The organism is Bacillus sp. OK048, from assembly GCF_900103525.1.
GTDB lineage: Bacteria > Bacillota > Bacilli > Bacillales > Cytobacillaceae > Neobacillus.
Window position 1 is genome coordinate 585,340 of record NZ_FNHN01000001.1, and the last position, 13,577, is coordinate 598,916.

Sequence of the window (13,577 nt, forward strand, 5' to 3'; positions counted from 1 at the left end):
TACAGCAAAACTATGTAGAATGCTATTTATCCTTAAGATCCAACATTAATATTTCAAATAAACAGGCGGCGGAATTCATTCCGGCCGCCATTTTTACATGAACCTGCTTGGATTATATTTATTCCTGATCATCAAAATAAAGCCAAATCGTCGAACCTTCTTTTACCTTCGTACCCGGATCTGGAGATTGCCTTACGACCACATCTCCTTTTCCTTTGGCGTCTATTTTAAGATTGATTAATTGTTCTGTGATCTCTAGTTTCGTTAAACCAGTTAAGTCAGGAAGTGTAATTAACGCCTTATCTGGCCATTTTATTTCTTTTTCAATTTGATCTTTTCGAGGCTCTACTCCCATTGCCATGAGTCCATCCTTCATAATACTGCCAACCATTGGAGCGGATACAGTTCCCCCGAAGATTAACCCCCCTTTTGGGTTATCGACGGCAACATAAACCACGATTTGTGGATCATCTGCAGGAGCAAAGCCCATAAAGGAAACGATAAAGTTATTTTCCAAATATCTCCCGTTTTGAGCTTTTTGAGCTGTACCTGTTTTTCCTCCAATACGATACGAGTCAACAAAGGCCCGGAAACCTGTTCCTTGAGCGACTACACTCTCAAGCGCATGGCGAATTTCCTTCGACGTTTCTTCAGAAATTACTCTTCTTTTCGCAACAGGAGTATTTCTCATGACTACTTCCTTCGTAACAGGATCAATTAACTCTTGTGCGATATATGGCTTATAAAGCGTCCCTCCATTCACCGCAGCCGCTACCGCTGCAACCTGTTGAATAGGGGTCACGGAAACGCCTTGACCAAATGCAGTGGTCGCTAACTCGACTGGGCCCACCCGATTTAAATTAAATAATATCCCTGAACCTTCACCAGCTAAATCGATTCCTGTTTTCTGTCCAAAGCCGAAATCTTTAATATATTTAAACAAAGTATCTTTACCTAATCTTTGCCCCAATTCTACAAAACCTGGGTTACAAGAGTTTTGCACGACCTCAAGGAAAGTTTGACTTCCATGACCGCCTCTTTTCCAGCATTTCAATCTGGCCCCGGCCACTTCAACCGAGCCCGGATCATGAAAATGTTCCTTTTCTAAATCAACCTTGCCTTCCTCTAAAGCTGCCGCAAGTGTGATAATTTTAAAAGTAGAACCAGGCTCATAGCTTGACCACACCGGTAAGTTTCTGTTGTATACCTCTTGTGGAACATTTTGAAATTCAGCGGGATCAAATGTAGGTCGGCTCGACATCCCGAGAATTTTCCCATTATTCGGATCCATTGCAATCGCAATAATACCATCAGGATTATAGGTTGCCTCTGCAATATCAAGCTCCCTTTCAATAATGGTTTGAATTTTAGTATCGATGGTAAGCTTTAAATCAAGTCCATCAACTGGATGCTCATAATCATCAGCCATGTCATTCATTCTTTCCCCTTTAGCATTAGCATAAAACTTTACCGAGCCTCTTTCACCGCTAAGCTCTTTATCGTAGTAAAGTTCTAACCCCATTAGCCCTTGGTTGTCCACCCCAGAGAAACCTAGGACATGAGAAAGATAGCTGCCGAATGGATAATGCCTTTTTGAATCTTCTCCTATATATACCCCTTCAAGCCCTAAAGCTCTGATTTCTTTAGCTTTTTCATGGGAAATCTTTCTTCCTTCTTTAATCCTTATAATGGATTCGCCCTGGGTAATTTGTCGATACGTATTTTCCTTAGAAGTATTTAACACCGATGCAAGTTTCTCGGAGGTTGTCGCAGGGTCTTTTACCTGTCTTGGTACTACATATACAGTCGGAGCACTTACATTGGTTGCTAACGGTACACCATTACGGTCGATAATTTCGCCACGCTCTGGCTCAAAAGGAATATTCCGGCTCCATAACCCCTTTGCTTGTCCAGTCAACTTATCACCAAGAACAAACTGTACATATCCAAGTCGGACATCAATGATTAGAAAGATTAGAATTCCAACGAACAATGCAATCATTAACCTTTTACGGACAGTTACATTTGAAACACGCATAAAATGAACGAGCCTCCTTTATCCTACTCGTTCATTTATATGCTTGTACGTATTTAATTAGAACGATTACTACTACTGTTTGCCCGCCTATCATTACTCTTGAAGGGGCTTTTCTACATCTTCATCCGATAACTCACTATTTTCACCGGCTTTTGTTTTTTCTGCTTCAAATTTTAATTTTTCTTCTGGAGTTTTTAAATCCACGATTAAAAACTCATCTTTGCGCAATATCGTTCCCTCTGTGATATTTTGCTTTACAACATAACCACTGCCTGTTGAATTTAGTTTTACTCCAGATAATTTGGCCACCTTCATTACATCACGGAGTGACCATCCTCTCATGTTGGGTGCAATCAAATCTCCTTCTGTCTGGAGGATTATTTTTTCTCCTTCGAGCACATTGGTACTCGCTGCCGGAAGCTGACCAGTCACTTTTGAGCCAGATCCTAAAACAACAACTTCAAGGCCTTGCTCCTTAAGTTTGTTTACTGTTTCCGCTACGTCTAGATCAACCAAATTAGCTAGTTTTGAGGTAGAGGCTTTTGGCTGCTGTGATGGTTGAATATTTAAATATTGTAAACTATTTTTCATTACGGGATTAAATAGCATTGAAACTGGAATCGACCCCATAGAATAGTGGTCTATCTCTGGCTGTTGAACAGCAACATAAACAATTAATTTTGGATCATCCGCAGGAGCCATTCCTAAGAATGAAAATATATAATCTTTCTGTCCAGTTAAGTAGCCGCCCTTTGGATTAGGAATACTTGCAGTCCCTGTTTTCCCCGCAACACTATACCCATCAATTTGATATCGATTACCTGTTCCCGTTTCTTCGTTGGAGACGACAGTTTCAAGAATATCACGGACTTCTTTTGCTGTTGCAGCAGAAATAGGTGTGGAAACTACCTCTGGTGTAACATCCCGAATTACCTCACCCGTATCGTGATTAACAATTTTATCAATTACTTGCGGCTTCATCATTTTCCCATTATTAGCAATCGCAGTAGCAGCTTGTATTTGCTGAATCGGTGTGATCGCTGTACCTTGACCATATGCAGTTGTTGCTTTTTCAATTGGCCAATTATATTGAATTTTCCCTGATGTCTCTAATGGCAGGTCAATTCCAGTTGGCGCATCAAAACCAAATTTAGTTAAGTACTCACGAAATTTCTCGAATCCCAACTTTTCATTTGCGAGCTTTGCAAATGCAACATTGGATGAACGCTGAACTCCCTCAAGGTAGGAAATAGTTCCCCAGCCATATCCGTTATGGTCATGAATGGGTTTGTCTTTTGATGTTACTCGATAAGAACCCGACTCGAATGGTTCATTGGGATCAAATTTATTTTCTTCAATAGCCGCTGCAAGCGTAAAAATTTTCATTGTCGAACCTGGTTCGAAGGAAATTTCTATCGCTTCATTGTGCCAGCTCTTATCAATCCCCTCTTTTGTTTTAGGGTGAAACGAAGGTCTTTGTCCCATCGCTAAAATATTGCCTGTTTTAGGGTCAGCAACAATGGCAATGATTTTTTTAGGTTTATATTCGTCGACAACTTTATTCATAGCGTCTTCTAAAAATGTTTGAATCTTTTTATCAATCGTTAGATAAACATCATTACCATTCTGAGCAGGGGATACCTTTTCTTTTCCATCCGGAAGCAAATAGCCCCATAAATCGCTTTCGTATTTAATTTCCCCATCTTTACCTGTTAACTCATCGTTTAATAGTTGTTCAATCCCCATTTTTCCGACGTAGTTATAGCTCCCATCCTCTTCATCAATTCTGTCTGCATAACCAACTAGATGGGAGGCAAAGATTCCATTCGGATAAAACCTTTTTGAATCTCGTTTGAACGTTATCCCTGGAAGCTTTAATGCTTCAATTTCTTTTTTCGTTTGGTGTGAGATATCTCTTCCTGCTTTTCCGAACTCAACTTGAAACCTATCCTTTGTCAACCTACTATAAATCTCGGACTCTTCCATATCTAAATACTTTGCTAATTCACTTGCCGTTTTTTTGGGGTCTGTTACATGATTAGGCTTCTTTGGATTTGTTGTCATCTTTTTATCGAGAATAGCAATTAAGGTATAGGCTGTTGAATCTTCAGAAATGACCTCGCCTTTTTGGTCATAAATTACACCTCTTACCGCATCCATAGTCCCTATTCTGCTATACTTTTGCTCCGCTTTTGCTGCAAGTGGCTGTGCTCCCACCTCACCAGTAAATTGAATGGTAAAATATCTAAAAATCAATATAAAAAAGAGCAGGCCGAATAATCCAAATAACCCGACTGCTCCGAAATTCATATATGGCTGTTTCTTGTTCATTTCTCGTGCACAACCTTGACATTATTTTCGTTTAATACAAGTCCCATTTGTTTTGCTTTTTCCAAAATCCGCTCATACTTACTTAGCTCACTAACTTGTACATGAAGATCATTGTTTTCCTTTTTTAGTTCACTTATCGAGGTTTGGACCTCCTGAATATCCTTGTTTACCTGGTAAATTCCCGCTTGATTCGAGATGAGGTGGACGGCACCAAAACAAACCAACCCTGTAAATACTAATCCGATTACTTTTTCCCCAGGTGTAAGCCAGTGTTTTCTTGTTTTTACAATGCTCCGTTCCTGTACAGTCCGTTCTACTTGCTGTTGTTGCTGAAATTTCCTGGCAAGATTACTCATTCTTTCCCCTCCACATAGTTATTTTTAGACTATCTATTGTTTTTCTGCAATTCTAAGTTTTGCAGATCGTGCACGATTATTATGTTCAAGTTCTTCTTCAGACGGAAGGATAGGTTTTCTTGTAATTAACTTTAAATTGGGTTTATACTCGTCCGGGATAATAGGTAATCCTTTGGGTAAATCTGGTATTTCACTTTCCTTCTTAAATGCAGCCTTGCAAATCCGGTCTTCCAAAGAGTGAAAGGTAATAACACTAATCCGGCCGGATGGATTTAAAATTTCAAACGCTTTCTGCAATGATTGCTCAAAAACCGCTAGTTCATCATTTACTGCAATTCTTACTGCTTGGAATACACGTTTTGCAGGATGTCCACCTTTTCTCCGTGCTGGGGCAGGAATTCCTTCTTTAATAAGCTCGACCAGCTCAAATGTCGTCTCAATGGGTTTAATTTCTCGTCTAGCCTCTATTTTCCTAGCTATTTGTTTGGAAAATTTCTCCTCACCATAACGAAAAAAGATTCGAACAAGATCCTCATAGGACCAGTGATTAATGACATCATACGCAGAAATATCTGCTTCGTTGTCCATTCTCATGTCTAACGGTGCATCATGGTGATAACTGAAGCCTCTTTCGGGTGTATCTAATTGAGGAGATGAAACACCGAGGTCATATAAAACACCGTCCACTTTTTCAATGCCAAGCTTTTCAAGTTCTTCCTTAAGGTACAAAAAATTGCTTTTAATTATTGTAAGTTGCTCTCCATAGAGTGACAATTTCTCTTTTGCATTGGCAATAGCTATTTCGTCTTGATCGAAGGCAAACAATTTTCCATTATCAGTAAGTTTTGATAGTATTAGGGAACTGTGACCAGCACCGCCTAATGTACAATCAACATAAATGCCGTCCGGTTTAATATTTAATCCGTTAACAGCTTCATCAAGTAACACAGTTGTATGTTCAAACATATTTATCACCTTTTCCAATCTAACGATATAAAATGCAAGTTATAATAGAATAACTTGTCCATTATATATCAAACCCAATCATATTTTCTGCAATTTCGGCAAAAGAATCTTCAGACTGTGCAAAATAGTCTTCCCAAATCTGTTTGCTCCAAATTTCAACTCGATTGGAAACTCCTAAAACTACACATTCTTTTTCTAATTTTGCATACTGAAGCAATGGTGCAGGAATGTTAATTCTTCCTTGTTTATCCAGTTCGCTTTCTGTAGCACCAGAAAAGAAGAAACGGGTAAATGCACGGGCGTCTTTTTTTGTGAGTGGCAGGCCTTTAAGTTTTTCTTCAATCAGTGCCCACTCTGATAATGGGTAACCAAACAGACATTGATCCAAACCGCGAGTGATGATAAACATCTCACCTAGGTCGTCACGGAATTTGGATGGCACGATCATCCGGCCTTTATTATCAATGCTATGATGGTATTCACCCATAAACATACCCGGTACCCCCACTTTCTATATAAAATGTACCACATTCCCCCACTTTCCTCCACCTATTTTTAATAATTCTTGCTAACTTCCCTAAATCCTTTTTTATCCAGAAATTTTTCTAAAAAAAGACTGTGTTAAAGGACATTGTTAATTTTAAAAACTGTTGATTTGAGCGGAAGGCGCTCGACTCCTGCGGGAGGACGGGGCAGGGGAGACCCCGCAGGCGCTTCAGCGCCGAGGAGGCTCCCCGGACCGCCCGCGGAAAGCGTAGCGCCTGGAGCTCAAATCAACAATCAAGTTTAACAGAGCCTAAAAAAAAGAAACTTCACACGGTATGTGAAGTTCCTTTATAGTTTTATTACCTTATGACGACCATCAAATTCAAATTCAAGTTCCATTAATTCTTTAATAAAATTAGTTCCATACTGATTTAAGTAATAGAAAATGTTCCAAACTCGCTCTTGAGGAAAACCATCTGGACGTAACGATAAATCAATACGGTTAAACTTATTAAGAACCACATCGAACTTTGATTGCACGGATGCCTCTAACTTTGTTTCCATAAATCCAATTTGCTTAAGCAGAAAGTTTTCATTTTTCTTCAGTAATGGTAACAAGCTGGGGTCATGCTGATTTGTTTTCGTTTCAATTAACTCATACTGTTTAAGAATCTGTGATTTTAGTGAAGAAAAAAGTTCAGATACTTCTCTGTCCTTAATAGACTCAAGAAACTGATCCCTTTCTTGCGCACTTCCTCTGCTTAAAACTGTTGATAAATCTAATTTCAACTCATTAATGTCACTTTCAACAGCTCTTTCTAACAAGGAAATATTTAATCTTGGCACAATTGGCGGCATTTTAATTTTAAAATGCTCAAATACAAGCTTCAATTCAGCCCAATAGGAAATTTCACCTGGGCCTGCAATAAATGCAAGGGTTGGGAAAAGCCACTCTTGCATTAATGGGCGTGTAACCACATTATTACTAAGTAACGCTGGGTTCTGGAGAGCAATTTGGCTTAATTCTTCCTTTGTAAATGAAACAACTCCACTTTTCCCCACAAAACAATTACTTTCCGAATCAAATTCAAGCAAAATTCGTTCATTTGATCTTGGATGATAATAAAACAAGTTAGCTGCATTCTCATTTGAATCGATTGTAATCGGAAACCCATTCTTGCTTATGACACTTTGCTGTTCAAGTAAATAACTTGTAATTTCCCGATGATGCTCAATTTGCCCGGAAAAATTCTCTTTTTGCAAAAGACGAAAATGACGATCACCAGAATCCACTATTAATAAGCCATAATCTTTAAATAGTTCCATCACAATATTAGCAAAGAAGTCAACAAACGTAGTGGATTTCACTAAAGCTTCTTCAGCAAAGGATAGCAAATCTTTCGTATGATGGGTTTCCCCAAAATCCTCAATTAAATTCGTTACCCATTCCCGACAAACTTCTTCATTAAGGAGAATATCTGAGACCATTTTCTTTTGTTTTGTCTTTTCAGGATATATCGATTTTCCCACTCTTTGCTCTACAGGTATAAATACATGATTTACCTCATGAAAATCATGGTCCTCTCCTGCTATCCAAAATACTGGGATGACAGGTACACCAAGTTGCCGCTCTTTCTCAGCCGCTAATTTAATGATTGAGATTACTTTATGTATTGAATAAAGAGGGCCGGTAAGAATTCCTGCTTGTTGTCCACCAATGACAACTACACTATTTTTTTGTTTTAATTTTTCAAGTGAATTAGTTACTGCCTGTGAGGATGGAAAACGTTCCATAAATTTCTCAATGTAATCAGCTACATTTTCACGCGGGAAATAACGATTGCTTAATTCATCTAACCTTCTCTGATCTTCCGTAATATCATTAAACCGATAATGGAAAAAGGGCAGAATATCAGGAGATTGTTCTAAATAATTTGAAGCAAATCGATTCGTTGCTGATAAAGAGAGATTTAAAATCTCCATTTAAGTACTTCCTTTCTAATCAACCATATTCATTCCATATGAGTATAGCATCAACCATCCTAATTAAAAAAATCTTTGCTTAGGAAAATGTAAAAGTTAACGCACTCCGAAGTATACCAAAGATAGTTAGTGATAAATATGCGAAAAAGAAAATAAGAAAATTAAATCGCCAAAAACCTTTAAAAACCTTACTAAATATAATTTCACCCTTTATTCTCCAATGAATAAACACGAAAACCATTGCAATGATAATTAATACTAAAAAAATGATCCAGAAAAATGATTTTTCCCAAATGGTAAGGGCCAAAAAATGTACTGCGAAAATAAATAAGATAGTTGAGTAGTCCAAGGCTTTATGAATGGACTTTCGAGTATTATTTGTAATTAGCTTATTTATTATATAAATGATAAAAAAACCGAGCAGAGGAACTGTTAAAAAAATTGTAATGATTGATGATATAAAGGAATTCAATTAACTCGCTCCCTTTCGGTATTCTTTCCCTTTTAATAAATAATAGTAACTTTGAATCATGCTTGCTTCTTTTTCTTGACTAGCAGCTTCATCTAATAAAAAGCCAAGTATTGCGTCAATTTCAGTCCTTCTTCCTGCCTGCAAATCTAGTAGCATCGATGACTGATTATCAGCTGTATTTTTGCATATTCTGATCAAATCTTTGAATTTTCTGATAGGATCATCTAGGTTTAATATAAAAGCAATTTCAAGAAATAGTCTTTTTAAAGCAGCAAAATAGAAAGTATTGGCAATTAATTCACCATTTTTCACTTGAAGGATTGCCGTTAAAGGATTAATCACTGCATTTGCAATTAATTTATTTACTAGCATAGAATAAAAATCCTCTTTTAAAGTGATCGGAAAATTAATGGATGCACACGCATGTGCAAACTCCTTTATTCTTAAAGTATCACCTTTAAATACTGCAACATTTATGGCTCCTTTACCATTGTGACGGACAGTATTGGAATTAACTTTACTTGCTCCATGTTCCACAGAACCAACAAAAATAGTAGCAGCAGGAATATTATCAAGTAATTTTATATGACTCATCCCGTTTTGCAAAAACAATAGATTTTGAGGATTACAGTCCAATCTATCTAGTTGATTCATAATGGACTGAAGCTGATATTGTTTAACAGCAATAATGGTTAGTTCTTCATTTCCAGTCCAATTTGATATTGGACTTGCCATAATCCTAACACGATTTTGGCTTGAACCTTCTAACAGGAGGATGCCTTTTTGGTTAATTTCATCTGCTTGTGCGTTTGTTTTAGTATAAAGTGTTATCGAAAAAGCCTTGCTTAAATATGACGACAATAATAATCCAATAGAACCAGCACCAATAATGCCAATTTTCATGCTAACCACCCAATTTTTAACTATTTATTACTTAATATTTTAGCAGAAGTGTGTCTAGTTTGTTAGTCTCTCCCTAAAAAGAAAAAAATCCGTTTCAAAAATAATCGAAACGGACTTTTAACATATTATTTTTTGGCTGTGTTAAACTAGGCTGTTGATTTGTGCTCCAGGCCCTATCTATTTAAACTGGATATACCGGATGCTTTCTATTACTAAAATTAATTTCTTTTGTTTCATAAAAAGCAAACCGTTGAATAAGTACATTTCGGAGCTCTGAAGGGGCAATGATTTCATCAATAATTAACTCTGATGCCAATTTGTAAATATCAATGTGCTCCCTATACTCCTGCTGCTTTGCCTGCACGAAGGCTACTCTTTCTTTCGGGTCTTCAATTTCATTAATTTTGTTAGAGTATACAGCATTAACGGCCGCTTCAGGGCCCATTACCGCAATTTGAGCAGTTGGTAAAGCAATACAACAATCTGGTTCAAATGCCGGTCCAGCCATCGCGTAAAGACCAGCACCATATGCTTTTCTTACGATAACAGATATCTTTGGTACTGTTGCCGAGCTCATGGCAGCAATTAACTTGGCCCCATGTCGGATGATTCCTGCACGTTCTACTTTTGTACCAATCATAAATCCTGGTACATCGGCAAGGAATAACAACGGAATATGGTAGGCATCACATAACTGAATAAATTTCGCAGCTTTATCAGCCGAATCAATAAAGAGGACTCCGCCTTTAACTTTCGGTTGATTGGCAACAATCCCTACTACTCGGCCATCAATTCGTGCAAAACCAGTAATCAACTCAGCAGCAAATAATTTTTTTACTTCATAAAAACTATTTTCGTCAATTAACCTATCGATCGCTTCATACATATCAAATGGGGCATTTTGGTTTTGCGGTATAATCGCCTCTAGTTCACGCCCCTGTTTTGGAGCTGCACTTTTCGTTGTTTTTGTTTTTTCTTTGAAACTGGACGGAAAGTAGCTAATATATTTTTTTGCCGAATCTATTGCTTCTTCTTCACTGTATACAAGGACATCACCACAACCGCTTACAGAGCAATGCATACGAGCTCCGCCCATTTCCTCTAATGTAACTTTTTCACCGATAACTTTTTCAGCCATCCGCGGTGAACCAAGATACATCGAAGCATTTTGATCGACCATAATAACTACATCACAAAATGCAGGAATATAAGCTCCTCCCGCAGCAGATGGTCCAAACAAAATACATACTTGTGGAATCATTCCCGACAGCTTCACTTGGTTATAAAAAATTTTGCCGGCTCCTCGACGGTTTGGAAACATCTCCAGCTGATCGGTAATTCTGGCTCCAGCAGAATCTACTAAATAAAACAATGGCACTTTTAGTTTCTCAGCGATCTCTTGTATTCGGATAATCTTTTCAACAGTCCGAGCTCCCCATGAACCAGCTTTAATAGTGGAATCATTCGCCATTACACAAACAGTCTGCCCGTTAACTTTCCCAATTGCCGTTACTACACCATCAGCCGGTAGATCACCTGCCTGGAAATTGGCAAATTTTCCATCTTCCTCATATTTCCCATCATCAAATAGTAGAGATAAGCGGTCTCGCACAAATAATTTATTTTGCTGTTTTAGCTTTTCATGATATTTTGGGTGGCCACCTGCTTCAATGACCTTTCGTTTTTCAGACAATTGCTCACTCAAAGTTTTTATCGTTGTCATAATGTCCTCCCCCATGCGCCTATTCTACTATCATTAAAACGTCGCCTTCATTTACAAAATCTCCAATGTTAACCTTTAATTCTTTTACTAAGCCATCTGTATCGCTTTCGATGGGGATCTCCATTTTCATTGATTCAAGCATTAGAACTTCTTGTCCTGTACTAACATTTTCTCCATTTGCTACAAGGACATTTAATACAGTACCTGCCATAGTTGCCGTAATTTCTTTCATTGTATTCTCGCTCCTTATTTCATTTTTTTGATAAAGGCTGTTGTATAACTTCCTTTTTTAAATTCGTTATTTACTAAAATATTTATGAAAAGTGGGGCATTTGTTTTGATTCCCTCGATTTGCAGGTCATTAAAAAACAGCTCCGCCGCTTGAATTGCTTCCTTGCGTGTGTCAGCATGAAAAATACATTTGGCAATCATCGGGTCATAGTAAGGTGTAACCGTATTCCCCTCTTGATAACCCGTATCGATCCTTACAACAGGTGGCTCATCATTCCAAACAAGCTTGGTGATTTTTCCAGGTGAGGGTAAAAAGCGAACAGGGTCCTCTGCATAGAGACGGAATTCTATCGCATGGCCAGTGGTTTTTATATGTGATTGCAGCATTGGTATAGGCTCACCTTGTGCAATCCGAATCTGCCACTCAACTAAATCAATGCCAGTAATCATTTCAGTGACGGGGTGCTCCACTTGAAGCCGGGTATTCATTTCTAGGAAATAAAATTTCTCATTTTCATCCACAATAAACTCTATTGTTCCTGCATTTGTATAGCCAACAGCTTTTGCTGCTTTTAAGGCCGTTTGATATATTTTTTTACGGGTCCCTTCTGTTAAAAAAGGTGACGGCGATTCTTCAATTACTTTTTGATGTCTTCGTTGAATGGAGCAGTCCCTTTCAAAAAGATGAACGATATTCCCTTTTTGATCACCAAAGACTTGGACCTCGATATGCCGTGCTTCGGCAATATATTTTTCAATGAACACTTCATTTGTACCGAAGTATGTCTGTGCCCTTGACTTTGTTGAGTCAAACGTTTTGATGAGCGCTTGCTCATTTTCACACAGCACCATACCAATTCCACCGCCACCGCCACTAGCTTTCAGCATAACTGGATATCCGATCGTTTCAGATACGGTGCAGGCTTCCTCAATCGTATCAAGACCGTGACCGCTCCCAGGGACTACCGGTACCCCAGCCAATTCCATCGTTTTGCGTGAAATAATTTTATCTCCCATTAATTTAATTATTTCAACGTCTGGACCTATAAAAATAATCCCTTCACTTTTTACAAGCTCTGCAAAAGCAGCATTTTCCGAGAGAAATCCATAACCAGGGTGAATCGCATCGACCATTTCGCTTTTTGCAATTTCTAAAATTTTATTGGCTCGTAAATACGATTTATTAACAGGTGCTTCCCCCACACAGACTGCCTTAGAAGCTACTTTTACATATGGCATTTCTTTATCAACCTCGGAATATATAGCAACTGTTTCAATTCCCATTTGATGGCAAGTTTTGATAATCCTAAGTGCAATTTCCCCTCGATTAGCAATTAGTATTTTTTGCACATTTTTTCTCCTTTCATCCCCTTAAGCGTACACCTCTTATATTTCTACACATTTCTTTAAATTTCCTGCAAATAAAGAAAACGCTTTCTTTCATTATTTAAAGAATTTTTTGTATTTTTGTTATATAATAATATTAATTCATTTTGAATAATTTAAAAATTTACTTCAAATTCATATTATTCAACAATAAATGAATATATACAGGTGATATGATTTTCTTTTCTTAAGGAGGACTTAATATGGTGATGGATGTTCAGAAATTAAAAGTAAATTTTAAAACACTAGAGGAATTTAAAAAATTTAAAGAATATGGAATTCAAGAGCTTTCGATGCTTGAAGATTTAGAAGCAAATATGGTTGATAATGATAGTAACTCACCTTTTTACGGAATTTATTTCGGAGATAAACTAGTAGCCCGTATGAGTTTATATCAAACTGAAGCTAAGTTTGATCGTTATTTCTATCCTCCACAGAATTTTTTAGAGATTTGGAAGCTTGAAGTATTACCAGAATACCAAGGGAAGGGGTATGGAAAAACCCTTGTAGAATTTGCTAAAAGCTTAGGACTTCCAATTAAAACGAACCCAAGAGTACAGTCAAGAAGTTTTTGGGAAAATATGGACTTCACGAATGTCGAATACGATATGGAGCGCGACCGTGGTGAAAACCCACTCGTTTGGTATCCTACAGGTGTAGAAGCACAACACAAATAAAAAATTTGCTAGCGCCTTATATAAG

The 13,577-nt window shown here is 37.7% G+C and carries 12 protein-coding genes; 1 reads left to right on the forward strand and 11 read right to left on the reverse strand.

Annotation, left to right across the window (positions count from 1 at the left end; translation table 11 throughout):
- Positions 1 to 118: 118 nt before the first annotated feature.
- The 11 genes from BLR86_RS02800 to BLR86_RS02850 all read right to left on the reverse strand — a co-directional run bounded on the left by BLR86_RS02800 (position 119) and on the right by BLR86_RS02850 (position 12,839).
- The gene (locus BLR86_RS02800) at positions 119 to 2,038 is read right to left on the reverse strand and encodes a stage V sporulation protein D (RefSeq protein WP_090758114.1); all 1,920 of its coding nucleotides are present in this window, start codon (positions 2,036 to 2,038) and stop codon (positions 119 to 121) included.
- Between the two features lie 93 nt (positions 2,039 to 2,131).
- The gene (locus BLR86_RS02805; protein WP_090758115.1) at positions 2,132 to 4,369 is read right to left on the reverse strand and encodes a penicillin-binding protein; all 2,238 of its coding nucleotides are present in this window, start codon (positions 4,367 to 4,369) and stop codon (positions 2,132 to 2,134) included.
- Positions 4,366 to 4,725, reverse strand: a complete 360-nt coding sequence (gene ftsL / locus BLR86_RS02810; protein ID WP_090758116.1) for a cell division protein FtsL — start codon at positions 4,723 to 4,725, stop codon at positions 4,366 to 4,368. The genes BLR86_RS02805 and ftsL overlap by 4 nt, the downstream gene beginning before the upstream one ends.
- A gap of 33 nt (positions 4,726 to 4,758) precedes the next feature.
- Positions 4,759 to 5,691, reverse strand: a complete 933-nt coding sequence (rsmH, locus tag BLR86_RS02815; RefSeq protein WP_090758117.1) for a 16S rRNA (cytosine(1402)-N(4))-methyltransferase RsmH — start codon at positions 5,689 to 5,691, stop codon at positions 4,759 to 4,761.
- Between the two features lie 61 nt (positions 5,692 to 5,752).
- Positions 5,753 to 6,184, reverse strand: a complete 432-nt coding sequence (mraZ, locus tag BLR86_RS02820; RefSeq protein ID WP_090758118.1) for a division/cell wall cluster transcriptional repressor MraZ — start codon at positions 6,182 to 6,184, stop codon at positions 5,753 to 5,755.
- A 341-nt stretch (positions 6,185 to 6,525) separates the two neighbouring features.
- Entirely contained in the window at positions 6,526 to 8,160 is a 1,635-nt protein-coding gene (gene bshC / locus BLR86_RS02825) for a bacillithiol biosynthesis cysteine-adding enzyme BshC (RefSeq protein WP_090758119.1), read from the reverse strand.
- Between the two features lie 79 nt (positions 8,161 to 8,239).
- Positions 8,240 to 8,632 (reverse strand): DUF3397 domain-containing protein, encoded by a 393-nt coding sequence (locus tag BLR86_RS02830; protein WP_090758120.1) that lies wholly within the window; start codon positions 8,630 to 8,632, stop codon positions 8,240 to 8,242.
- On the reverse strand, positions 8,633 to 9,535 hold the full coding sequence (locus tag BLR86_RS02835) for a 2-dehydropantoate 2-reductase (RefSeq protein WP_090758121.1): 903 nt from the start codon (positions 9,533 to 9,535) through the stop codon (positions 8,633 to 8,635).
- A gap of 181 nt (positions 9,536 to 9,716) precedes the next feature.
- Positions 9,717 to 11,258, reverse strand: a complete 1,542-nt coding sequence (locus BLR86_RS02840) for an acyl-CoA carboxylase subunit beta (RefSeq protein ID WP_090758122.1) — start codon at positions 11,256 to 11,258, stop codon at positions 9,717 to 9,719.
- Between the two features lie 19 nt (positions 11,259 to 11,277).
- The gene (locus BLR86_RS02845) at positions 11,278 to 11,490 is read right to left on the reverse strand and encodes an acetyl-CoA carboxylase biotin carboxyl carrier protein subunit (RefSeq protein WP_090758123.1); all 213 of its coding nucleotides are present in this window, start codon (positions 11,488 to 11,490) and stop codon (positions 11,278 to 11,280) included.
- A gap of 14 nt (positions 11,491 to 11,504) precedes the next feature.
- Positions 11,505 to 12,839, reverse strand: a complete 1,335-nt coding sequence (locus BLR86_RS02850) for an acetyl-CoA carboxylase biotin carboxylase subunit (protein ID WP_090758124.1) — start codon at positions 12,837 to 12,839, stop codon at positions 11,505 to 11,507.
- A 239-nt stretch (positions 12,840 to 13,078) separates the two neighbouring features.
- On the opposite strand from BLR86_RS02850, the gene BLR86_RS02855 reads away from it, so the two are divergent.
- Positions 13,079 to 13,552: an N-acetyltransferase gene (locus BLR86_RS02855; protein WP_090758125.1), complete on the forward strand. Its 474-nt coding sequence runs from the start codon at positions 13,079 to 13,081 to the stop codon at positions 13,550 to 13,552.
- Positions 13,553 to 13,577 lie beyond the last annotated feature (25 nt).